The following is a 22,699-nucleotide window of genomic DNA, read 5'->3' as shown; positions in this document are numbered from 1 at the left end:
GGCCCTGTCCGACCGGTCGGACAGGGCCGAACACAGCGGCCCTGGTTCCTGTCCGGTCGATCTTCGCGGGCCCGCGGCCTGATCGGCGAAGATCCACCGGACAGGCCCTAGACGCGAGTGACGTCCAACTCACCGTCCGCGTACTGCTTGCGGATCACCTTCTTGTCGAACTTCCCGACGCTCGTCTTCGGCACCGCGGACACCACCGTCCACCGCTCCGGCAGCTGCCACTTCGCGATCCTCCCGGCGAGGAACTCCTTGAGTGAGACGTAGTCGGCCGTCGCCCCGTCCCTGAGAACGACCGTCGCGAGCGGCCGCTCGCCCCACTTGTCGTCCGGTACGGCCACGACCGCCGCCTCCGCCACCTCCGGGTGGGCCATCAGCGCGTTCTCCAGCTCGACGCTGGAGATCCACTCGCCCCCGGACTTGATGACGTCCTTGGCCCGGTCGGTGAGCGTGAGAAAGCCGTCCGCGTCGATCCGCCCCACGTCGCCGGTCTTGAGCCAGCCGTCCTCACTGAACTTGTCCGCGGGCCTGATCTGTTCACCGCCCGCGCCCCCGTAGTACGCCCCGGCGATCCAGGGACCCCGTACCTCCAGCTCGCCCGCCGACTCACCGTCCCATGCCAGAAGGTCGCCACCGGGACCGGTCAGCCGGGCCTCGACACCGGCCGGGAAGCGGCCCTGGGTGATGCGGTACGGCCACTCCTCCTCGGCGGTGAGCCCGGCGGGCGGGTTGGACATCGTGCCGAGCGGCGAGGTCTCCGTCATGCCCCAGGCGTGGCAGAGCCGTACGCCGAGCTTGTCGTACGCCTCCATCAGCGAGGGCGGACAGGCCGCGCCGCCGATGGTGACGCGGGCCATCGAGGTCAGATCGCGCGGCCGGGCGGTGACCTCTGCCAGCAGCCCCTGCCAGATGGTGGGGACCGCGGCCGCGTGCGTGGGCTTCTCGCGCTCGATCATCTCGGCGAGCGGGCCCGGCTGGAGGAAGCGGTCGGGCATCAGCATGCTGACGCCGGTCATGAAGGTGGCGTGCGGCAGGCCCCAGGCGTTGACATGGAACTGCGGGACGACGACCAGCGTGGTGTCCCTGTCCGTCAGCCCCATCGACTCGGACATATTGACCTGCATGGAGTGCAGATAGATGGAGCGGTGGGAGTAGACGACGCCCTTGGGGTCACCGGTGGTGCCGGAGGTGTAGCACATGGCCGCGGCGGACCGCTCGTCCAGCTCGGGCCAGGCGAACGCGGTGGGGCGGCCGGCGATCAACTCGTCGTAGTCGTGCACGCGTACGGCCGCCCCGTCGAGCGGCGCGCGATCGCCGGGACCGGAGACGATGACGTGCTCGACGGTCGGCAGATGCGGGAGGAGCGGGGCGAGCAGCGGCAGCAGCGAGCCGTTCGCGAGGATCACGCGGTCGGCCGCGTGCTGGACGATCCAGATCAACTGCTCGGCCGGGAGCCGGGGGTTGAGGGTGTGGAGGACCGCGCCCATCGAGGGGATCGCGAAGTACGCCTCGACATGCTCGGCGTTGTTCCACATCAGAGTTCCCAGCACACTTCCCTCGGTTACTCCGAGGTCATCGCGTAGGGCGTTGGCAAGCTGTGCCGCGCGGGCGCCGATCTCAGCGAACGTGCGGCGCTGGGGTTCTGCCTCACCGGTCCATGTCGTGACGGTCGACTGCCCATGGATGGTGCGGCCGTGCTCAAGGATCCGACTGATCAGAAGCGGCACGTCTTGCATAGTGCTGTCCACAGCATCCTCCCGGGGGCGCCGTCGCCACATCGCGACGAGTGGGGAAGATTCTGCGCACGTACCGTGCGGTATGTCACTACCCGGGAGTAGAAACGGCGGTAGGAAGTCAAAGTCTCGGGGCGGGGTCTCGGGAGCCCACCAGGCCAGGCGCGAGCCGCGTGGCGAGTCCGGTACGAGCCCCTGTGCGAGTCCGGTACGAGTCCGCGTGCGAGCCCGGTGCGAGTCCGTGTGCGAGCCCGGTGCGAGCCCGGCCGTCAGCGGGCGGGCGAGAGCTCCGGGTCCTCGCGGAGCTTTCCGAGCGCGCGGGACACCGCGCTCTTGACCGTGCCGATCGAGACCCCGAGCACCTCGGCGGTCTGGGCCTCGCTGAGATCCTCGTAGTACCGCAGGACCACCATGGCCCGCTGGCGGTCCGGAAGCCGCATGACCGCACGCCACATCGCGTCGTGCAGCACCTGCTGCTCGGCCGGATCGGGCTCGGGCTGGCCGACGGGCTCGGGCAGTTCCTCGCAGGCGAACTCGTCGACCTTGCGCTTGCGCCACTGCGAGGTCCGGGTGTTCAGCAGTGCGCGGCGGACGTAACCGTCCAGTGCCCGATGGTCCTCGATGCGGTCCCAGGCGACGTACGTCTTGGTGAGGGCCGTCTGCAACAGGTCCTCCGCGTCGCACGGATTGGAGGTGAGCGAGCGCGCCGTACGCAGCAGCACGGGCCCCCGCGCCCGTACGTACGAGGAGAACGACGCGAAGGGCGGGTACGGCGAGAAGTGGGCACCGTGGGCGCTGTGGCCGGCGGCCGGCGGGTGACTCGGATACGACGAGTGCGCGGCCGGCTTGGCGGCTTGAGAGGCGCTCGTGCAGACAGGCGTGGTCATGGCTCAACGCTAGGAGCGAGGCCCACCTCAGGGGATCGGCCCCAGGTCCCGAAGCCTTCTCCGCCTCAGGGTGTAGTGAGGGTGCTGCCTCCACCTCCTGTAGGTGGAGGAGCGGTCGGGGAGACCGTCAGGGTCACCCTGTGGGAGGACGGATCCGGCACCGTACGAGAACGATCGGTCACGCGAAGAACGCCCTACGCGGCGGCACCGGAGAACCGGTACCGCCGCGCAGAACGAATCTCACCCCTCAGTCACGCCCCCGTCGGGCCGTACTTCACCACCAGAGGTTGTTGAAGCTCACCGAAACGTTCTCGTTGGACTGGTCGATCGACGTGAAGCCCGAGCCGATCACGTTCGCGGTGTTGTTCTGATTGGACGCCCCTTCGCCGGTGGCCACCTGCTGGGTCGTCGTCGAGTTGCCGAGGTTGTGTCCGCCCACCCCACTGCCAGTGAGATTGGCCACGGTCGCGTTGGATCCATCACCGGAGAAGGCGCCGTTGTCGGCCTGAGCAACCCCAGTGAAGAGCGCGGCGGCGAGGGGCAGCGCGGCGACGGCGGCGAAGGCACGGGCGGTACGGAAGCTTGCCATGACATTTCCTCCAGGAACCAGAAGTACGGCTTTTTCCGAAGCAGTTGGCCGACTGCCTCGGTCGTGGTGACGACGTCGCGACCTCAGAATTGCCCACCGAATCCCTCTCGAACCAGCCCGGAGGGCCTGATTCCCTCGCAAGCGTGAGGACATGTCGATAAACCCCCAATGCGCCCCCAAAGCCCGGAGCCACGCGCGCCAGGATCGTGCGACCTGACGCGCGATCCCCTCCACCACAAGGGAAGAAGCGTTTCCGCACCCCTTCCGCCCGGCCGCCTCGAACCACCCCCCTTCCCTTCTTCGAACACTTGTACGAACATAGACTCATGGCCATCACCGCCGGGCACACCGCCACCCTGGCCCTCGCACACGCGCTGTCCGCCGCCGAGCGTGGGCTTCCCGTCTTCCCGCTGTCCCCCACCAAGCTCCCCGCGCTGCGCTCGCCACACAGGGGCGAGCCCGAACCGGCCCTCTGCCACGGCGAATGCGGGCAGCCCGGCCATGGTGTGCATGACGCCACCACTGATCCCACCGGCGTGCGCTCCTTGTTCGCCGCCGCCCCCTGGGCGACCGGCTACGGCATCGCCTGCGGCCGGCCGCCGCACCATCTGATCGGCATAGACCTGGATGTCACCTCCGGACGGACGGGACCGACGTCGGGACGGACGGAACCGACGGGAACGGCGGGACGGACGGGACGGACGGGAACGACGGGACGGACCGCGGAAACGGCGCCGACCTCGAACCGGGCCTCGAACCGGGCCTCGAACGAGGTCTCGAACGGGGCCTCGACCTGGGAATCGCCCCTCGGCCCGGCCCTCGGCTCGGCTCTCGACTCGGCCCTCGACTCAACCCTCGGCTCGGCCTTCGACTCACCCCCCGACTCGGTGGCCGCGCTTCAGCAACTGGCACTCCAGCATCTGTTCACGCTCCCGGAGACCGTGGTGATCCTCACCCCCAGCGGTGGCCGCCACATCTGGCTCACAGGCCCGCCCAACGTGGTCGTACCGAACTCCGCGGGCCGGCTCGCCCCCGGCATCGACGTACGCGGCGCCGGCGGCTATCTCGTGGGCCCCGGCTCGGTCACGGCACGCGGGGCCTACCGGCCGGCCCCCGGTACGGCCGACCTGGCGCCCGCGCCCTGCCCCCGCGCCCTGCTGCGTCTGCTCACCACCCCCGCGTCCCCTCCCCGCTCCCAGCACCACCGGCACCGCTCGGGCGCGGAACAGGAACAGCCCGCGCGCGGCCACGGCCTGGTGCAGTTCGTACGCGCGGCGCACTCGGGTCAGCGCAACACCCGGCTGTTCTGGGCCGCCTGCCGCGCGTACGAACACGGTTTCGGCGAGACGCTGACGGAATCCCTCGTCGATGCCGCCGTATTCACCGGCCTGACGGAACAGGAGGCCCGCGCGACGATCGCCTCGGCCGCCCGCCTCACCGCCGGCCCCTGACCCGACAGCACGCCCCACGAACCAGGCCACGCCCCGCCCCGCGCCACTCCGCACCCCTCAGGAGATGGCGATCAGGTCCGCCACATCGCGCGCGCTCCACTGGCCGGCCGCACCTGGGCACGCCGCGAGATAGCGCGCGACAGTGTCCGGCTCCCAGGCGCCCGCCTCCAGCAGGCCGGAACCGAGCATCCTGACGTACGGCGCGGAAGGCGCGTTCCACTCCAGCTCGTTCACGCTCCACGGAGCGGTGAAGGTAACCACCGGAATCCCGTCCATCGCCCCCGGACACACAAGCGTCTCGTACCGCCCGTCCCCGAGCACCGCCCGCCCGTCGGTCACCACTTCCGTCAGATCGAGATCGTCCCCCGGCTCCCGGTACATCTCCTGTGCCGCGATGTCCGAGAACTGCCCGACCGAGACAAGGTGTGCCCTCGCCAACACCCTTCCCCCGACGCCGGGGTCGTAGAAGGCCCTGCCGCCTCCCCAGACGAGCGATTCGGTGGCGAAGTACATGACACCGTCGAGCTCCACCGGCACGGAGGCCCTCGGCGGACGCTTGTCCCTGCACCCCGGATACCCCCTGGCGGCGCCCGGCGGCCGTCCGCCGGCGATGTAGTACGAAAGCCGCTCAAGGCACGTATTGGAACCGTAGGACGTGTACCAGACCTGACTCGGCGGCGCGATGGCGCTCTGTCGACTCTGTACGGCATGGGGGCTGCTCACTGATCCACCGATCGCTGGTCACGGCCATTTCAACGCGACGCACGCTCATCCTCGCGGATGATGCGTGGCCCGGGTGTCGGCCCTCGATGTCCTCCGTACCGAGCGACTCGTAGAGCGCCCGGTACGGGCGGCGGATACTCAGGCTCAACCCACCTGCTTCACCTGGATGACCTTGTACTCCTTGCCACCGATGATCTTCGTCGTCTCGCCCGTTTTCACGAACTTGCCGCCGCGCGGGATAAGGACCTCCGATTCCCTGCCGTGGTAGCGGGAAAGGGGGTCGATGTTGCGGCCATTGTCCGTAGTGACTTCCATCACCACATTCTCGCCCTTCCGACCGTTGGCCTTCGCATTCTCGGCGGCACGGTCGGCCTTCGCCGGGTCGCTGGACGTGCTGAGGTACTCGGGCATCTCGACCTCTTCGCCGTTGGCGAACCTCTCCATCAGCTCGTCCGGCATGAACGTACCCCGGTAGAACGTCCCGTTGACGGGCGGCAAGTGCTCCAGAGCACGGTCCATCTTCTCGATGAACTCCGGGACCCGCCCCGCACGGAGGCCGGAGATCGGCTGACCACGCAGGTACTTGTTCGCGTCCTCGGCCCACGGGCCGGTGTAGTCGGCGATGATGAGCGCGTCCTCGGCGGTGAGATCCTTTGTCAGCGGATTCTCGTCAGCCTTCTTCTCGACCTCCTCCGACCACTTCTTCCTGTCCCCATTGCGGTACTTCGGGACATCGTCCAGCGCGGTCATCGGGTCGGGACGGTCGGAGCAACTTCCCCCATCCGGACCCGGTTCGGGCTCGGGCTCGGGGTCGCGCTCGGGCTCCGGCCTCGGCTCATCAGTGAGTCCAAGAGCGTGGGAGACCCTGTCCTCCACGTCTTGGAACGTATCGACACCAGCGAGGGAGTATCCGGACAGCGCCTGCGCCGCGTTCATCGCGGACGCGCCTCCGGAGTCGGCTGCGAGCGCGACGCCGCCAACGACAACGCGCGTCCGGCCCGCGGCCGAGGCAAGCGTGTAACGACCGTCGCCGGCCGCGCCGGTGCTCACGGGGCCGGAGAACGCGACCTTGGTGGCGTTCAGGCAGTCGTTCTTATCGTCCTTGTCCTTGTCGTCGTTCTTGTCGTCTTTCTTGTCGTCGTTCTTGCCGCCGCTGCTCCCGCCCGTGCCACCACCGGTGCCTCCGCTGGTGCCCGTTTCCCTGCAGCTCTGCATGATGCCCCAAGGGGCCATGACCGGATTGCACTCGACACCACCACTCGACCCACCACTGTCCGAACCACCATCGGAACCACCACCGTCCGAACCACCGCCAGAGTCACCACCACCATCGGACCCACCACCATCCGAACCACCGCCATCGGACCCACCGTCCGAACCGCCCCCATCGGAACCGCCCCCGTCGGAGCCACCGCCGTCCGAACCACCGCCGCTCGAACCGCTACCCCCGGTACCCCCGCCGGCGTCAGACCCGCTGGTGCCCGTTTCCCTGCAGCTCTGCATGATGCCCCAAGGGGCCATGACCGGATTGCACTCGACACCACCACTCGACCCACCACTGTCCGAACCACCATCCGAACCACCACCATCGGAACCGCCGTCCGAACCACCGCCGCGCGAACCGCAACCCCCGGTACCCCCGCCGGCGTCAGACCCGCTGGTGCCCGTTTCCCTGCAGCTCTGCATGATGCCCCAAGGGGCCATGACCGGATTGCACTCGACACCACCACTCGACCCACCACTGTCCGAACCACCATCCGAACCACCACCGTCGGAACCGCCACCATCGGAACCACCACCATCCGAACCACCACCGTCGGACCCACCACCATCGGAACCGCCGTCCGAACCACCCCCGTCGGATCCACCTCCGTCGGAACCGCCGTCCGAACCACCCCCATCGGACCCACCACCATCGGAACCGCCGTCCGAACCACCCCCATCGGACCCACCACCATCGGAACCGCCGTCCGAACCACCACCATCGGAACCGCCGTTCGAACCACCACCGTCGGATCCACCACCATCGGATCCACCGTCCGAGCCACCACCGTCGGATCCACCACCATCGGACCCACCGTCCGAGCCACCACCGTCGGATCCACCACCATCGGAACCACCGTCCGAACCACCCCCATCGGAGCCCCCGTCTGAGCCGCCTCCGTCGGAACCGCCACCATCCGAACCACCACCATCCGAACCACCACCGTCCGAACCACCCCCATCGGACCCACCACCGTCCGAGCCACCCCCATCGGAACCGCCGCCGGAGTCACCACCCCCGTTGTTCCCACCGTCAGAGTCACCACCACCGGAGTCACCACCTCCGTTGTCGCCGCCTCCGGAGTCACCACCGCCGCTGTCGCCACCACCCGACGCACCGCCACCCGACTCGCCACCGCCACCGGCGACCGTGTCGCTCTCGCAGTCGCCGCCAAGGATGTTGCAGACCGCCGTCTGAAGACCGGTCGCGACCTGAGTCCCCACACCACTAACAACAAGCGCACCGATGATCAGGGCAACGACACCGATCATCCCCGCGTACTCGACCGTCGACTGGCCGCGGTTCCGGCGCCATCCGATCATGTGCGGAATCGACGGAAACGCCTCCCGACGCAACCGCTCACGCGTCCACCGCGGCCTCACAGCCCGCTGATCCGCAGGCAACTCAAACCACACCCGGCTCGCACCCGCACTGACCAACGCCAACAAAGCACCCGGCAACAGAAGCTGACTCAGCCCCCGCTCCGAACCCCCATACAAATTGACCACGCTGCCGACCAGCAACCACGCCTGAAGCCCGACCAACCCGAACCAGACGACCTTCCCACCCGTCCACACAAGCCGCGCCAGAACCACCGCAGCAATCCCCGGCACCACCGCATACAACGCCACCAAAGACAGCGCCGGCGTGACACGAGTACCCAGCTCCAGCAGCGAGTTCACCACCCCCACACCGCCCAGCAGCGTGAGAGCGAACATCAGATAGAGCAGAACCCGGGTCACCACGAGCGATCTCGGCAACTCCCAGCGACGCGCGGGCGCGGGTATGCCGACCTGGACCGCCACGCCTTGTGAGTCCGACACGGGAAACCCCTCCAGCAAACTGCCTAGGATGTCCGGCCCAGGCGCCCAGCCGTCGCCCGTATCTCGGCACAGTACGGAGACGCAAGACCCATTCCGAAGGGCCCACGGACCCACCTGGGGCCCAAACCCACCCCGCGCCGCGTCTCAGCGGCTCTCACCGTCCCCAAACGACATCGGGTGATCGAACAGCGGCAGCCGCGTCGCACAGGTTCGCCAGATGGACGAACACGGATTCTGGGGGATGGCTGGACGACGGCACTGATCCACAGCAGTCCACAGGCGAGAAACCCTGAGGCAGGAGCAACACGGAAGGGGCGCCCCTCGCCGAGGAGCACCCCTTCTGACCAGCGCATACGCTGACCTGCTGCGGTGGGTGTGGGATTTGAACCCACGGTGACATCGCTGCCACGACGGTTTTCAAGACCGTTCCCTTAGGCCGCTCGGGCAACCCACCCACGCCCCGCCCACCAGCGACGGAGCGGCTACAGCCTACCGGCTGCGCGATCTCGATGCGCTGCCCTGGCCAGAGGATGGCCACGGCGAGCTTCCGCGTCCTCCGGGTGAGTCCAGAGTGACCAATCCCATGAGGGGATTCTTGCTTCTCGCCTCACTTGATCAAGTCCTCACGCGAGTAGGGAGGTTCAGCGGACGCGGCGGGGCCCGCTGGGCGCCGCGTCAGGCCTTGGCACCGGGCAAACCGCTGGTTACGACGATGGTGGCCACGTCGCCGGTCTTGGTGCGGCCCAGCCAGACGACACCTCCCGACTCAGCCGTGAACGTAACCAGATCGGCTTGTTGCGACTCATCGGATACCCGCTCGCACCAGTCCGGCAGTTCCTCGGAGTCGCGCTCCACCGGCCTGCCGTCCACAAACGTGCGAAACGGCGCGGCCAAGGCCGTCCACGCACCGGCGTCGGCGAAGCAGCCAATATTGGCGTCGGAGTAGAAGCGGACCTGCTCGCCCGGCTGAAGCCGGTCGATATCGTCGTCGACACCCAGGCCCATCTCCCACCCGACCACGGGGTCGTCACTGACGCGCAGGCGGGTCGCGGCGCACGCGATGCCGTCGACGTGCTCCCCGAAGAATTCGTACGGACCCGCCGTCCACGCGATCTCCACCCGGTAGGTGCCCGGGGGAATGCGCGCCGCAAGCTCCCTCGGGGGCTCTGTCGGCAGTCCTCGCTTGTACGCCCATACTTCGTCGTCATGCCACGGCGCGTCCACGACAAGGCGGCCGCTGGGTATGCGAAGGGTGGTCAGCTCTTCAATGCCCGTGACCACGACGGGCGTTGTCGGATCGTCGTACACCGTCCCCAAGTGCTCCCCCGGCGTGAACGCAGTCTCCAGGTACCAGGTGGCCTCCGGCCCGGCCGCCAGCCGAGCGTCCCCGATCCATTCCATGTCTCATCCCTCCGTCGCCGCCCGCCCGCGCGGCCGTTCAAAACGGTACGTGAGCCCTGTGACATCGACGGTTCGCCGGGGGGACTGGTGGACCTCCGCTCCGCGCCTGCCGCTAGAGTGCGATGCTTGTTCGATTCGCCGGGAGGCGAAGGGGGAGGGGTCGTGAGCGTGCAACTCAGAGACATCGCCGGGGAGTTGGCGGCGGTGTTGTGGCGGGAACACACCGTGTACCGGGAGCGGTCCGGCGGTGTGGTCATCCGGGGCGAGCATGTACGGCGATGGATCAGCCTCGCTCCGGCGGGCGGCCGGGACGAGGTCCTCGTACGCGCGGGGCGCATCCTGGACGGTGGCACCACCGCGCCGGCGCGTTCGGAGGCCGTGGTGCCCCTCGCCTCCGGTACGGGCGTGCTCGCCGCGACCTGCCGTCGTCTGCTCGCCGAGACGGCTGCCGACGCCGCGCCGGCCGCGCCAGGACGGGGAACGCCAGGACGGGGAGCGCCCGGGCGGTCGAAGCGGTCCGGGAAGGGATCGCGGCCCAAGAGCAGGGGGAAACACACCAGCTTCGGTTCATGGGTGATCCTCGCCTGCGTCGCCGGTGTGATCGCCCTGTACGTCTACAGCACCGCGATGCGCGGCTAGCCAGTAACGCGGCCGGCCGGCACCAGAGAGAGACGTCACGCAGGCAGGACGGCTTGGGGGGCATCGCCGCTTCTCCGAACCTGAGCCAGGGCCGCCGGCGCCACGCGTCACGTGTAGTAGGTGTCGAACGATCCGATCCACGACGCCGCCAACGGCAGGACGCACACCTGCACGCCGGCTGTGGTCCAGCACCGGCAGAGGGCCGCGATCCCGGAGGTCCACCACGCCATCGTGCGCAGCGCGCTCACCACTCCGGCCTGATAGCCCTGCCCAGAGGGATCCGTCATGCCGGGGTACCCCATCCAGTCCTCTGTGAAGATGCCGTCCGACCCGAACACGATGGCCGCCGACACGAGCCACAGATCGACCAGCAGGGCCGATGTGGCGAGCACCACATCGAGGCGCAGATACGCGGGTGCCGGCACCAGCAGCCGTACCGCCGGGTGTCCCTCGCGTCGCACCCAGTCCCGCGGCCAGATACGTACCAGCACAACCAGGCCGTACACCAGCGCGGCACCGGCCGCCGCCCACCCGACCATGAAGGCCAGCCCGAAGAAGAACATTCCGAACCCCATGCCGGGCCAGATGCGCGCGCCGTATCGAATGGTTCCCCTCGAATGGTTCCCTCCGCATCAAGGGTGCTGCCGTTACGACATCGCGGTCCTGTCCTTGCTCCGCTCGGAATGGGAGTCGCCGGCACGCCCCAGGTCCTGGGACCTGTGACAGGACATCTGGCTCATCGCGCAGAAGCAGCACGCCTTGAACCTGCGCATCGACTCCTCATAGGTTTACTTCATGGGACTCTTCGACAAGCTGACCGGAACCAAGCGTCCCGCCGACGGTGTCGCCCCGCGATCCGCCGCCGAGGTCCACGCGGCTGTGCTCGGGCTCAACCGCCCTGACGTCCCGTACATCATCCGGGACGGCCGCGAAGAGGGTGCCGACCTGGTGGCCGAGTGGCGCATCCTGGATCCGGCCTGGCAGGCCTTCTTCGTCCGCACACAGGTGAGTCGAGTGTTCCAGGTCCGTATGCGCCTGGTGCCGGAGAAGAACGAAGTCCGCTCTCTCGACCAGCAGTACGAGGTCACGTGGGTCGGCGACACCCCCAGACTGGCCATCGCGGCCGAGGCCCAACGCGGTCAGGTGCAGACGGTCTCGAAGCGCTGGACGCTCGGTGGGGGCGAGGACAGTGGCCCCGAAGCTCCCGAGACGTTCAGCTTCGACAGCTCTGATCTGAAGGACCCCCTGCAAGACACCGTTCTGGGCGCGGGGTGGACCTGGCGTGGAGTCATCACCGGCAAGCTGTGAGGTTGGCGAGCCCCTGACTCTTCGGCCTCGGCGGCAGGCGGGCTGCCCGGCCCCGACGGAGGAACGGGCCCCCGCCGACACGTCGGTCGGCGGCTGAGCGTGTCCTACGCCCTGCCGCCGACCTCCGCTCCGTTACGAGTACGGGTACGGGTGCGGTACGAGTACGCGTGCGCGTGCGAGCCCGCCCGTCAGCTCTCGCCCTCGCGCTCGCCCAGGATGACCTCGGTCGTGGACTCCTTGCCGTCGCGCTTGTAGGTCAGGGTGACCTTGTCGCCGGGACGGTGGGTCCAGATCTGGCCGATGAGGGTGGGACCGCTGTCGATCGGGGTGCCGTTGAACTTGGTGATGATGTCCCCGGCCTTCAGACCGGCCTTGGCGGCCGGGCCGTTCGCGACGACGGCCGGGCTGCCGCCCTCGTTGCCCGAGATCGCGGCGCCTTCGCCGCCCTCGGCCATCGAGACCGTGGCGCCGATCACCGGGTACACCGGCTTGCCCGTCTTGATGAGCTGATCGGCGACGTTCTTCGCCTGGTTGATCGGGATCGCGAAGCCCAGCCCGATGGAGCCCGCCTGGGACTGCCCCAGGCCGCCGCTGCCCGCCGACTGGATGGCCGAGTTGATACCGATGACCGCGCCCCGCGAATCCAGCAGCGGACCACCGGAGTTGCCCGGGTTGATGGAGGCGTCGGTCTGGAGGGCGCTCATGTACGAATTGCTCGCCCCGGAGCCGTCACCGGAGGCGACGGGGCGGTTCTTGGCGCTGATGATGCCGGTGGTGACCGTGTTGGACAGGCCGAACGGGGCGCCGATCGCGATCGTCGAGTCCCCGACCGCGACCTGCTCCGAGTTGGCGAGCGGGAGCGGAGTCAGACCGGAGGGCGCCTCCTTCAGCTTCACCACCGCCACGTCGTAGCCCTGGGCGCGGCCGACGACCTCGGCGTCGTACTTCTTGCCGTTGGAGAAGGTCGCCGTGAGGTCACCTCCGTTCGCCGCGGAGGCCACCACGTGGTTGTTGGTGAGGATGTGGCCCTCCTTGTCGTAGACGAAGCCGGTGCCCGTCCCGCCCTCGCCGTTCCCCTGCGCCTCGATGGTGACCACGCTCGGCAGCGACTTGGCGGCCACCGAGGCGACCGTACCGGCGTCACGCTTGACCTCCTTCGGGGCGTCCGCCGCGGAGACCGTCGTCGAACCGGTCGAGCCGTCGTCGTTGCGCTCGGCCGCCCAGTAACCGATTCCGCCGCCCACCCCGCCCGCGATCAGCGCGGCCGCGAGCACGCCGGTGATCAGCGCGCTCTGGCGCTTGCGCGGAGGCCGCGGCTCGTGTCCCGGCACCGGCGCGCCCCAGGCCGGGCCGCCGCTGCCCGCTCCGCCGTACGAGGGAAACTCGGGCGGCGGCGGGGGCCAGCCCGCGTCGGCCGCACGCGGCGGCGCGTCGGCGTACTCCGGCGCCGGACCGTGCTGGGTCGGAGCCTGGGCCGGAGTCGGAGTCGGAGTCGGAGACGGGGTCGGCGACTGCGACTGCGACTGCGACGAGGGGTACTGGTGGGGGGCGGGCTCGCGGTAATGGCCGGGCTGGTCGCCCGTCGGGGCCGTCGGCTCATGCCTCGCCGGCTCATGCGCCGCCGGCTCGTGCGCCCTCGGCTCATGCGCGGCCCCTCGCGGAGCGGACGCGGGCGTGCCCTCGGGAGCGGCATCCGGCACGGGAGGTACGGACGGGTCGGCTGGGACCGCGTTGCCCTCGTTCTCAGTGCTCACAGCTCTTTCTCCTCGGTTCCACGTCGTCTTCGGCAAGAGTCCGCTGTGCAAGTGTCCGCGGTCAGCTTTTCCCACAGCACGTCAGGCCACTGTAAGCAGGACCTGTGCATCTGTCCGCCATCCTTTACTCCGGACAAAACGCTCGCACCTGGACCGACCTGCCGTGAGACACCAGCCGTTCACTCGTCTACCCCCTCACGATGACACCATGACGCGGTGACTCAAGCACGCCAGCACAGCATCCAGGTCGTCGCCCACCGCGGAGCCTCGGAGGACGCCCCCGAGCACACCCTGGCGGCGTACACAAAGGCAATCGAGGACGGCGCGGACGCACTTGAGTGCGACGTACGACTCACCGCCGACGGTCATCTCGTCTGCGTCCACGACCGCCGGGTGAACCGCACCTCCAACGGCCGCGGCGCCGTCTCCGCCCTGGAACTCGCCGATCTCGCGACCCTGGACTTCGGTTCCTGGAAGGACAGCGAGGAGAGCCCGGACTGGCGGGACCCGGAGTTCACCTCCGTACTGACGCTGGAGCGCCTCCTCGAACTGATCGCGGACGCAGGCCGCCCCATCCAGCTGGCCATCGAGACCAAGCACCCCACCCGGTGGGCCGGGCAGGTGGAGGAGCGGCTGCTGCAGCTGCTGAAGCGGTTCGGACTGGACGACCCCACGCACGGCGGCCGGACTCCGGGCGCCCCCACACGGGGCGGGCGCATCCTGGGCGGCGGGTCACTGGGCGAGCCCTTCCGCGGCCGGTCCGCGCCGGGCGGAGCCGTTCCGGACGAATCGGCCGTACGGATCATGAGTTTCTCGGCGCGCTCACTGCACCGGATCGCCTCCGCCGCGCCCCAGCTGCCGACCGTCTATCTGATGCAGTTCGTGTCACCCCGGCTGCGCGACGGACGGCTCCCCGCCGGGGCCAGGATCGCGGGTCCGGGGATGCGGATCGTCCGTAACCACCCCGGCTATATCGCCCGACTGCACAGGGCGGGCCACCGTGTCCATGTCTGGACGGTGAATGAGCCGGAAGATGTCGATCTCTGTGTCCGCCTCGGAGTAGAGGCGATCATCACCAACCGTCCCAAACAGGTTCTGTCCCAGCTGGGCCGTCTTGCCTGACATCTCCCGACTCCGTGTCTGACATCTCCCGACTCCGGCTCACAGCCAGTGACGAGGAGTGCACCGGCGCGTTCGCTCCGTGTTCGAACGTCATCAGTGCGTCAATGGCCTTCCCCTGGCCGGTTTCCGGTCCAGGCCATTGGGGCATCCACACGGTGGCGTGGGGCAAAGGAGGTCTCGGGGGTGGCGTTTGTGGTGGCACAGGAAGTGCCCACGTCGTCGTGCATGGCCGTACCCCATGGCCCTGCGGGCGTGGGTGAAGCGCGACATCGGATGCGCGAGCAGTTGCGGCGCAGCGGGATGTCGGACTCGGTGGTGGACGACGCCGTACTGATCCTTTCGGAACTTCTCAGCAATGCCTGCCGGCATGGCAGACCGCTGGGGCGCACGGAGATCGGTGACGGCGACATACGTGCCGCCTGGCGTGTCGACAAGGCGGGCCGGCTGACCGTGGAGGTGACGGACGGCGGTGGTCCTACGCGGCCCATCCCCGCCACCCCCTCGGTCACGGCACGCGGCGGGCGCGGGCTGAACATCATCTCGGCCCTCGCCCAGGAGTGGGGGGTACGGGACAGCGCCTCCGGTGAAGTCACGGTGTGGGTCATCGTTTCGGATGGGCCCCGTCACGACGATTTCGCTACGCGCGTCACTCCCCCTCGCCGACCGCTGGAGAGGCGCGACGGCCTGGACGAGTTGGACGGCCTGGACAGACTGGACGGCCTGGACGCGCTGGAAGGTCTCAATGGCATGGACGGCCTTGAGGGGCTGGACGGGCTGGGTCTCGCGGACGTCTTGGAGGACCGGGACTGACGGAGGACCGGGACCGACGGAGGACCGGGACCGACAGCGGCCGGGGGCTACTGACAGACGCCGGGGGCTACTGACAGAGGCCCGGGGACCGACATCGCGCCGGGACTGACAGACGCCCGGGACTGACAGACTCCCGGGCCTGACAGACTCCCGGGCCTGACGTCGCGCCGACAGACGGCCAGGACTCACCGACCCCCGGGACTCACGGCCCCCCGAGGACCCGCAGAATGCCCGCCTCGCCCGTTCGCGCGGCCGCATCGCGCCCCCGGCAATCCCCGTACGGCTAGGCTCGCGCCGACACCGCATCGCCGCTACCGGGAGAAAGCCACACCATGGCCAAGAAGCGCCCCCAGACGAAGGCCGCGAAGGCTCAGCTCAAGGACGGACCCATTCCGGTGGTGGGGGCCCGTGAGCCCTGCCCGTGCGGTTCGGGCCGTCGCTACAAGGCCTGTCATGGCCGGGCCGCCGCGCACGCCGTCACCGAGCTGGTCCAGCGCCCCTTCGAGGGACTCGCCGGTGAGTGCGACTGGGTCGCGCTGCGCGAGCTGGTGCCCGCCGCGACCGCCGAGCTGACCCTGAAGGACGGACTGCCCGAGGGAGTTCCCTCCGTAACGCTCGCCACGGTCCTGCCGATGGCCTGGCCCGCGCTGCGCCGCGACGACGGCTCCGTGCTGCTCGCGCTCCAGAACGACACCTCGTCCGGTGATCTGAGCCGCGACCTCGCCGACACGCTCCAGCGTGCGCTGACCGCGGAGCCCGGCAACCCGGTGGCCGCTCAGCGGGTGCCCGCCGACGGTCCGCGCCTCCAGGACCTGCTGGACCCCGACGCCGCCTTCACACCCGTCGTCCACTCCGGATTCGAGTTCTGGGTCCCGGACGCGCAGAACGCGTCGGCGGAGGTGACCGCCTCCCTGGAGCGCGCCAACGCCGCCGCCATCCCCACCGCGCTGCTCTCGGGTACGGACGCCGCGTACTGGTGCGAGACACCGGAGAAGAACCACCTCCGCTGGGTCATGCCGTACGCCGAGGAGAAGCTGCTCGACGCGCTCGCCCGGCTGCACGCCGCGGGCACATCAAGCCTTGGTGAGGGCACCCGGCTCGTCGGCTCCTTCCGGGCACATGGGCTCACGGTGCCGGTGTGGGACCTGCCGAGCGCGATGGGCGCGGAGGAGTGCGAGAAGCCCGCGGCGGAGTTCGCCGAGCGGCTCACCGCCGCGCTCGCCGTCGACGCGCCGCTGACCGGGGACGAACGCCGGGCGCGCGGCGGGCTCACCAACCGCCAGGTGACGCTGAGCTGACAGTCCCGACGGACTGTGACGCGTTCCACTGAAGCCGGTGACACCTGTCACAACTTCCTCTACCGGCAGGTAATTCATTGTCCGAATACACCGGATCGAATTTGCTAACCGCCGATCTCTTGTTACGGTTCTAGAAGCCCGGTCGCTGGTGCATCCCCCGTCGCCAGCGACCGGGCGTCCGCGTTCTCGGACGCTCCGGCCCCTCAATGGGCCGCCGGGGCCGGCGAGTTGCTCCCCGATCTCAGCAGCAGCGGCTCGATCTCCGCACCGCTGCCCTCGGTCCCCTCGTCGATCTGCCCCTCGTTCTCCCCGTCGTCGCCGCCGTTCCCACTGTTCGCGGGCGCGGAGAACTCCGCCACCGCCAGGTAGGCGGAGTGCTCGCCCCGGGACGGCTCGCGCGGTGTCTCACAAACCGCCGGTTCGTCGCCGGCGTCGATCGGGCAGTGGGTCCCTACGGTCCGTCCGTAGGGACCCATCAGGCTCAGTACGGCGAGCAGTTCGCCGCCCGTCTCATTGCGGTAGTAGGTACGCGCCCAGGTGTCGGGCCCGTCATCTCGGGCGCGTGGCGAGGTCAGGACACAGGTCTGCGCCTCGATTCCCTCGGGAGAGGCGACCTCGGGCCCGCATCGTTCGGTCGTACGTGCCACAGCGTCCGTACCGCGCGCATCACGCATACCACGCGCACCGGGGGTCACAGCGCTCCCGGCGCTCCCGGGCGTAGCGGACCCTTTAATTCCGGACACAGCCGAAAGCCCGGCCTTCGCATCCGCAAGGAGCCCGGTCGTTCCGCTCGCCTCGCCGCTCATGGCTCCGCTTGCCGCGCCGCCTTCCCTGCCCCCCATCGCGTCCGTGCCACCCGTCGCTCCCTCGTCGGACCATGGACCGTCCACGGGGCCGGCGGAGGCGGCGAGCGGAAGCAATGCGGTGAGCACCACTACGGCCGCGAGCCCGATCATGCGGAGATTCATGGTGGGGCCCACCTGTCACTGCCGGGGAATTGCTGACGGTGGGCCGAAGATATCGACGGAATGAGGTGCCCAAGGACCGCGCGCGCCCAATTCCCCCGCAACTCGGCCTTACTCGCACCCGTACGAGTGACAGAGCGTGAACGCGCCCCGGCCCCCTGGATCGCCTGGACCGTCTGGATTACCTTGATCGCCTGGATCGCCGAAGTACGGTCCGCCCCGCCCCACCCCGCCCCGACCGGTCTGGATCAGACCGGACCGGACCGGGGCGCAGAGCCGTCAACCACACCGGGCGGCAAACACACCCCGCGGTACACGCGCGGCCGTCAGTACGCGAGCCTGCTGCCGCCGTCCGGCGCGCTCGTGCTCGCCTCGACGAGCGCGTCCACGACCGCCTCCACATCCGGCAGCCACGGCGCCGCCGAACCCTCCAGAGGCGCCCGCTCCCAGCGCACCTGTCCGCCGGCCGCCTCGGACGGCGGCAGCACCAGATAGCCGCCCTCGCCGTGGAACCGCAGCGAACTGGGCACCCAGTCCTTGCTGTAGAGGAGCTCACCGAGTTGTTCGAGGCTGTACGGGGCCACCAGCAGTGACCAGCGGGTCGGGGTCGCGACAACCGGCCCCAGCCGCATGCCCATCCGGTCCAGCTCCACCAGCGCACGCGCGCCGGCGACGGCGGGCAGGCTCACCGCGCACGGGGCGCTGCCGCCGGTCGCGAGCACGATCGGGGCCGTGGGGCGGTTGCCCCACCACCAGCGCACCATTCGCTCGTCGGTGGTCGCGGCGAGCAGCCCCGGATCGAAGGGGTGCGCGCCGGGCACGACGCATTCGAGGTCGGGGCAGGCGCAGCCGTGGCCGCGCGTCCCGCGTCCGCCGGCCGACTTGAGTCCGGCACCCGGCAGTACGGGCCATCTCCACGCGGTGGCGCAGGTGAGCGCCGCGTCGAGTTGGGCAGCCCTCCCCTTGCGCCGGAACCGGAGCCTGCGTCGCCTTCCGAGGATCTCGCGCATGAGCGCTCGTTCCTTTCCGTTGAACGCCGAGGTCCACATGACACTGACACCATGTGTGTGCATCACTTCACCGTGCGTACATTTCGACGCGTGGCCGCCCCTTGCCCGAGGCACGAACAGACCGTCCCGGTCCGTGGTGCGTCGCACCGTCCCTGAACCGAACTCGGACTGTCTTCATTAAACGCGTGGCGAGGGGTGGCGTGCGCATGGCGCTTACTGTCCCGCTGCCGTACCGCTGTTCTCTTCCCGCCACTCCGGGGGATGGGTGCGGGCTACGGCGGTTAAGACGCCCAAGCCCGTCGGCAGGTTCCGAGGCGGTCCCAACTGCCCCTGTCCGTCACCGTTTACGTACCCATCACGTTCGGAATGACGCTCCACATGAGTCGTACTCGAACTCAGCACTGAAGGACTCCCAGTTGAGCGCCCTCAGTCGACCGCAAAACCACATCACCAGGGTCATTTTTTGGCCAAGTTCAGCGTCTCACAGACACCCGTCACTCCTCCAGGACAATGCTGGACATCACATCAGCTGTACGTGTAGATGTGGATCTATTGATAGCTGCGCAGAATGACATGGGGGTTTGCAATGCTATTGAGTGAAATGCACCGTCCCGGAAGTCGGCTGCCATGAGCGCTCCACACATGCCGAAAGTGGCTGGAATCGACTCTGGGGTCCCTGCCCCCACACAGACTGTTCCGCCCCTCGACGCCCTTCCGGCCGCGCCGGGCGCAGTGATCCAGGACCGGCTGGCGGGCTGGGTCTCCGATCTCACGAACCTCCATGAGCTCACCGAAGGCCTGGCCAGGACCCGTTCCCTGGACGGCGCGCTCCATGAACTGCTGCGCGCCGGCGCCGCCCTGGTCGGCGCGCGGCGGGGTCTGGTCCTGTTCGAACCGGCCGACGGTCTCGGTCCCGTCACCACCCTCGGGCTCGGACTCAGCCACGCCGATCTCGGCCTGCTGGAGACCGTGCCGCGCCGCGCCACCTCGTACGGCAGATTCCTCCACGACCCCGACTGCCCCAGCAGCCCCAATGACCCCGACGACCCCAACGGCCCCAACTGCCCCGACAGACCGGCCGAATCCACCGACCCGGTCGAACCGGCCGGACCTGCCGGACCTGTGGCTGTCCCCGATCTGCTCGCCGACACGGATGCTCGTACGGGTGCAGCCACGGATGCGCGTACGGACGCAGCTATGGCGACGGACCCGCGCCAGCGCGAGGTGGCGGCCCGGCTCGGCGTGGGCGCCAGTTACGCCGTACCGCTGCTGGCCGGTGGGACCGGATGCGATCCCCGTACGGCCACGGCAACGACCACGGCGTCGGCGTCGGCGCCTCCGGGCGCGCCCTCTCGGCCGGTTCGGCCCGCGAAGCTCGGCGCCGCCGTCTGGTTGTACGACAAACCCGCCGAGCCGACGGAACGGCAGCGCCATCTGATCGGTCTCTACGTCCGTTACGCCGGCGAACACCTCGCCCGCCTGCTGGAGCTGGAACGCGCCCGCGCCCACGTGACCAGTCTCACCCGCGAACTGCTGCCCGGCCGACTGCCCCGGATGCCCGGCGTGCGCATCGCCGTGCGCCATCGCACCACGGCGGCCGGCGGGGGCGACTGGTACGACGCGCTGCCGCTCCCCGAGGGCGCCCTCAGCCTCGCCGTCGGCTCGGTCAGCGGCTCCGGGCCCGGCGCGCTGGCCGCGATGGGACGGCTGCGCGCCGCCCTGCGGGCGTACGCCGTGATGGAGGGCGAGGACCCCATCGCCGTCCTGTCCGATCTGGAGCTGCTGCTACGCCTGACCGAGCCCGCGCTTACGGCCACGGCGCTCTTCGCGTACGCCGAACCCGCCCGGCGCACGCTCCTACTCGCCGGAGCCGGGCACGCGCCCCTGCTGGTCGTCGGAGAACGGCGCACCGAGTTCGTCGAGACGTCGCTCTCCGCGCCGCTCGGGATGCTCTCCTGCTGGCAGGCGCCGAGCGTGGAGCTGGTGACCGCCCCCGGAGAAACGGTGCTGCTCTATACGGACGGGCTGCTGCGCCGTACGGGCGAGCCCATGGACCGGGCCTTCGCCCGGCTGCACACGGCCGCCGCGAGTGTCCCCACGGCCGCCAGGGACGATCCGGGAGCGGTCGCCGACCACGTATTGCGGGCCCTGCTGCCCGCGCGCCCCGCGGAGCCCACCGGACCGGGAACGGCCGGTCTCGCGCAGCCCCACCATCCCCCGGAGCCGGACGAGGACTTCGTACTGCTCGCCGCCCGCTTTGAGTGATCATGACGGATTCCTCACAGAGAGCCGAGGCCTTCCTCCCCTCGCACATACGATGGAAAAGATGGTCCAGATCCGTAGTCGTATGAGGAGAAGACGTGGCTGAGGAGCTCACACCGGAGACCCCGGAGCCGGAGACCCCTGAAACAGAAGAAGCCCCCATCAAGCCGAGGAAGAACGGTCTGTACCCGGGCGTGTCCGATGAGCTCGCAGAGAACATGAAGTCAGGCTGGGCCGACACCGAGTTGCACGGCCTGGAGCCGATCGCGCAGGCGTCCGAGACCGCCGCCCGCCGCGCCGCGCTCTCGGCGCGCTTCCCCGGCGAACGCCTGGTGATCCCCGCGGGCAACCTCAAGACCCGCTCCAATGACACCGAGTACGCCTTCCGCGCCTCCACGGAGTACGCGTACCTCACCGGCGACCAGACCCAGGACGGCGTCCTCGTACTGGAGCCGAAGCCCAACGAGGGCGGGCACGACGCGACCGTCTATCTGCTGCCGCGCTCCAACCGCGAGAACGGCGAGTTCTGGCTCGACGGCCAGGGCGAGCTGTGGGTCGGCCGCCGGCACTCCCTCACCGAGGCCGAGCAGCTTCTCGGCATCCCCGCCAAGGACGTACGGGAGCTTGCCGCCGCCCTCAAGGACGCCACGGGCCCCGTCCGCAACGTCCGGGGACACGACGCCGGCGTCGAGGCCGCGCTGACCGACAAGGTCACCGCCGAGCGCGACGAGGAGCTGCGCGTCCATCTCTCCGAGGCACGCGCCGTGAAGGACGCGTTCGAGATCGGCGAGCTGCAGAAGGCCGTGGACTCCACCGTCCGGGGCTTCGAGGACGTCGTGAAGATCCTCGACAAGGCCGAGGCCACCAGCGAGCGCTACATCGAGGGCACGTTCTTCCTGCGCGCCCGCGTCGAGGGCAACGACATCGGCTACGGCTCGATCTGCGCGGCGGGACCGCACGCCACCACCCTGCACTGGGTACGCAACGACGGCGACGTACGCCCCGGCGATCTGCTGCTGCTCGACGCCGGTGTGGAGACTCACACCCTCTACACCGCGGACGTCACGCGCACGCTGCCGATCAACGGCCGCTACAGCGAGATCCAGCGGAAGATCTACGACGCGGTCTACGAGTCCCAGGAGGCCGGCATCGCGGCGGTGCGGCCGGGCGCGAAGTACCGCGACTTCCACGACGCCTCGCAGCGGGTCCTCGCCGAGAAGCTGGTCGAGTGGGGGCTCCTTGAGGGGCCGGTCGAGAAGGTCCTGGAGCTGGGGCTCCAGCGCCGCTGGACCCTGCACGGCACCGGTCACATGCTCGGTCTGGACGTCCACGACTGCGCGGCCGCGCGCCGGGAGGCGTACGCGGACGGCACGCTGGAGCCGGGGATGTGCCTCACCGTCGAACCGGGGCTCTACTTCCAGGCCGATGATCTGACCGTGCCCGAGGAGTACCGCGGCATCGGCGTCCGGATCGAGGACGACATCCTCGTCACGGAGGACGGGAACCGGAACCTGTCGGACGCGCTGCCGCGCCGGGCCGACGAGGTCGAGGCATGGATGGCGGCGCTCAAGCGGGCCTGAGCCCGAGAGCCTGATCCCCGGCCCGGGTCCGGCCCCCGCCTAGGCCCCGGCCCCGGTCCTGGTGGTCCTGGCAG

At 69.5% G+C, this 22,699-nt stretch carries 18 protein-coding genes and 1 tRNA gene; 8 read left to right on the top strand and 11 right to left on the bottom strand.

Annotated features, from left to right (window positions below):
- Nucleotides 1-107: 107 nt before the first annotated feature.
- The 3 genes from M1203_RS22330 to M1203_RS22320 form a co-directional block, all read right to left on the bottom strand.
- Nucleotides 108-1,754 carry a long-chain fatty acid--CoA ligase gene (locus tag M1203_RS22330; RefSeq protein ID WP_249951545.1) on the bottom strand — a complete coding sequence of 549 codons (1,647 nt, stop codon included), beginning with the start codon at nucleotides 1,752-1,754 and terminating at the stop codon, nucleotides 108-110.
- A 254-nt stretch (nucleotides 1,755-2,008) separates the two neighbouring features.
- The gene (locus M1203_RS22325; RefSeq protein ID WP_249951544.1) at nucleotides 2,009-2,626 is read right to left on the bottom strand and encodes a SigE family RNA polymerase sigma factor; all 618 of its coding nucleotides are present in this window, start codon (nucleotides 2,624-2,626) and stop codon (nucleotides 2,009-2,011) included.
- 274 nt (nucleotides 2,627-2,900) lie between these two features.
- Nucleotides 2,901-3,215 carry a hypothetical protein gene (locus M1203_RS22320; protein ID WP_249951543.1) on the bottom strand — a complete coding sequence of 105 codons (315 nt, stop codon included), beginning with the start codon at nucleotides 3,213-3,215 and terminating at the stop codon, nucleotides 2,901-2,903.
- Between the two features lie 326 nt (nucleotides 3,216-3,541).
- Between M1203_RS22320 and M1203_RS22315 the strand changes: the two genes are divergently transcribed.
- Nucleotides 3,542-4,666, top strand: a complete 1,125-nt coding sequence (locus M1203_RS22315; protein WP_249951542.1) for a bifunctional DNA primase/polymerase — start codon at nucleotides 3,542-3,544, stop codon at nucleotides 4,664-4,666.
- A gap of 57 nt (nucleotides 4,667-4,723) precedes the next feature.
- Here the strand turns inward: M1203_RS22315 and M1203_RS22310 are convergent, their stop codons facing one another.
- From M1203_RS22310 to M1203_RS22295, 4 genes are all read right to left on the bottom strand, one after another.
- Nucleotides 4,724-5,389 (bottom strand): histone deacetylase, encoded by a 666-nt coding sequence (locus M1203_RS22310; RefSeq protein WP_249951541.1) that lies wholly within the window; start codon nucleotides 5,387-5,389, stop codon nucleotides 4,724-4,726.
- Between the two features lie 144 nt (nucleotides 5,390-5,533).
- Nucleotides 5,534-6,622, bottom strand: coding sequence for an ADP-ribosyltransferase (locus M1203_RS22305; protein WP_249951540.1), 1,089 nt, complete (start codon nucleotides 6,620-6,622; stop codon nucleotides 5,534-5,536).
- A gap of 2,221 nt (nucleotides 6,623-8,843) precedes the next feature.
- Nucleotides 8,844-8,930, bottom strand: a tRNA-Ser gene (locus M1203_RS22300).
- Between the two features lie 221 nt (nucleotides 8,931-9,151).
- A complete protein-coding gene (locus tag M1203_RS22295) occupies nucleotides 9,152-9,877 on the bottom strand; it encodes a DUF4241 domain-containing protein (protein WP_249951539.1) in 726 nt (241 codons plus the stop codon).
- 162 nt (nucleotides 9,878-10,039) lie between these two features.
- On the opposite strand from M1203_RS22295, the gene M1203_RS22290 reads away from it, so the two are divergent.
- Nucleotides 10,040-10,516 (top strand): hypothetical protein, encoded by a 477-nt coding sequence (locus M1203_RS22290; RefSeq protein WP_249951538.1) that lies wholly within the window; start codon nucleotides 10,040-10,042, stop codon nucleotides 10,514-10,516.
- 107 nt (nucleotides 10,517-10,623) lie between these two features.
- On the opposite strand, the gene M1203_RS22285 is transcribed toward M1203_RS22290, so the two are convergent.
- Nucleotides 10,624-11,091 (bottom strand): hypothetical protein, encoded by a 468-nt coding sequence (locus tag M1203_RS22285; protein WP_249951537.1) that lies wholly within the window; start codon nucleotides 11,089-11,091, stop codon nucleotides 10,624-10,626.
- Nucleotides 11,092-11,311: 220 nt separating this feature from the next.
- Here M1203_RS22285 and M1203_RS22280 point away from each other — a divergent pair, with 220 nt between their 5' ends.
- Nucleotides 11,312-11,824 carry a hypothetical protein gene (locus M1203_RS22280; protein ID WP_249951536.1) on the top strand — a complete coding sequence of 171 codons (513 nt, stop codon included), beginning with the start codon at nucleotides 11,312-11,314 and terminating at the stop codon, nucleotides 11,822-11,824.
- A 188-nt stretch (nucleotides 11,825-12,012) separates the two neighbouring features.
- Here the strand turns inward: M1203_RS22280 and M1203_RS22275 are convergent, their stop codons facing one another.
- On the bottom strand, nucleotides 12,013-13,578 hold the full coding sequence (locus M1203_RS22275) for a S1C family serine protease (protein WP_249951535.1): 1,566 nt from the start codon (nucleotides 13,576-13,578) through the stop codon (nucleotides 12,013-12,015).
- 216 nt (nucleotides 13,579-13,794) lie between these two features.
- Between M1203_RS22275 and M1203_RS22270 the strand changes: the two genes are divergently transcribed.
- The 3 genes from M1203_RS22270 (at nucleotide 13,795) to M1203_RS22260 (ending at nucleotide 16,808) form a co-directional block, all read left to right on the top strand.
- On the top strand, nucleotides 13,795-14,700 hold the full coding sequence (locus M1203_RS22270) for a glycerophosphodiester phosphodiesterase (protein ID WP_249951534.1): 906 nt from the start codon (nucleotides 13,795-13,797) through the stop codon (nucleotides 14,698-14,700).
- 96 nt (nucleotides 14,701-14,796) lie between these two features.
- The gene (locus tag M1203_RS22265) at nucleotides 14,797-15,510 is read left to right on the top strand and encodes an ATP-binding protein (RefSeq protein WP_374403653.1); all 714 of its coding nucleotides are present in this window, start codon (nucleotides 14,797-14,799) and stop codon (nucleotides 15,508-15,510) included.
- A 332-nt stretch (nucleotides 15,511-15,842) separates the two neighbouring features.
- A complete protein-coding gene (locus M1203_RS22260; protein ID WP_249951532.1) occupies nucleotides 15,843-16,808 on the top strand; it encodes a DUF5926 family protein in 966 nt (321 codons plus the stop codon).
- 203 nt (nucleotides 16,809-17,011) lie between these two features.
- On the opposite strand, the gene M1203_RS39045 is transcribed toward M1203_RS22260, so the two are convergent.
- Nucleotides 17,012-17,482, bottom strand: a complete 471-nt coding sequence (locus M1203_RS39045; RefSeq protein ID WP_308404893.1) for a hypothetical protein — start codon at nucleotides 17,480-17,482, stop codon at nucleotides 17,012-17,014.
- 617 nt (nucleotides 17,483-18,099) lie between these two features.
- Complete coding sequence (locus tag M1203_RS22250) at nucleotides 18,100-18,783, bottom strand: bifunctional DNA primase/polymerase (RefSeq protein WP_249951530.1); 684 nt, start codon at nucleotides 18,781-18,783, stop codon at nucleotides 18,100-18,102.
- Nucleotides 18,784-19,410: 627 nt separating this feature from the next.
- Here M1203_RS22250 and M1203_RS22245 point away from each other — a divergent pair.
- Nucleotides 19,411-21,048 carry a PP2C family protein-serine/threonine phosphatase gene (locus tag M1203_RS22245; protein ID WP_374403650.1) on the top strand — a complete coding sequence of 546 codons (1,638 nt, stop codon included), beginning with the start codon at nucleotides 19,411-19,413 and terminating at the stop codon, nucleotides 21,046-21,048.
- Between the two features lie 95 nt (nucleotides 21,049-21,143).
- Complete coding sequence (locus tag M1203_RS22240) at nucleotides 21,144-22,625, top strand: aminopeptidase P family protein (protein ID WP_249951528.1); 1,482 nt, start codon at nucleotides 21,144-21,146, stop codon at nucleotides 22,623-22,625.
- Nucleotides 22,626-22,699 lie beyond the last annotated feature (74 nt).

The organism is Streptomyces sp. 35G-GA-8, from assembly GCF_023534745.1.
Taxonomy (GTDB): Bacteria; Actinomycetota; Actinomycetes; order Streptomycetales; family Streptomycetaceae; genus Streptomyces.
This window is presented reverse-complemented; position numbering and strand designations above follow the sequence as displayed.

Excerpts from the sequence above, each read along its gene's own strand:
- M1203_RS22280 (WP_249951536.1), top strand. The coding sequence starts at position 11,312 with ATGGGACTCTTCGACAAGCTGACCGGAACCAAGCGTCCCGCCGACGGT.
- M1203_RS22325 (WP_249951544.1), bottom strand. The coding sequence starts at position 2,626 with ATGACCACGCCTGTCTGCACGAGCGCCTCTCAAGCCGCCAAGCCGGCC.
- M1203_RS22250 (WP_249951530.1), bottom strand. The coding sequence starts at position 18,783 with ATGCGCGAGATCCTCGGAAGGCGACGCAGGCTCCGGTTCCGGCGCAAG.
- M1203_RS22285 (WP_249951537.1), bottom strand. The coding sequence starts at position 11,091 with ATGGGGTTCGGAATGTTCTTCTTCGGGCTGGCCTTCATGGTCGGGTGG.
- M1203_RS22295 (WP_249951539.1), bottom strand. The coding sequence starts at position 9,877 with ATGGAATGGATCGGGGACGCTCGGCTGGCGGCCGGGCCGGAGGCCACC.
- M1203_RS22305 (WP_249951540.1), bottom strand. The coding sequence starts at position 6,622 with ATGGCCCCTTGGGGCATCATGCAGAGCTGCAGGGAAACGGGCACCAGC.
- M1203_RS39045 (WP_308404893.1), bottom strand. The coding sequence starts at position 17,482 with ATGCGTGATGCGCGCGGTACGGACGCTGTGGCACGTACGACCGAACGA.
- M1203_RS22260 (WP_249951532.1), top strand. The coding sequence starts at position 15,843 with ATGGCCAAGAAGCGCCCCCAGACGAAGGCCGCGAAGGCTCAGCTCAAG.
- M1203_RS22320 (WP_249951543.1), bottom strand. The coding sequence starts at position 3,215 with ATGGCAAGCTTCCGTACCGCCCGTGCCTTCGCCGCCGTCGCCGCGCTG.
- M1203_RS22245 (WP_374403650.1), top strand. The coding sequence starts at position 19,411 with ATGAGCGCTCCACACATGCCGAAAGTGGCTGGAATCGACTCTGGGGTC.
- M1203_RS22315 (WP_249951542.1), top strand. The coding sequence starts at position 3,542 with ATGGCCATCACCGCCGGGCACACCGCCACCCTGGCCCTCGCACACGCG.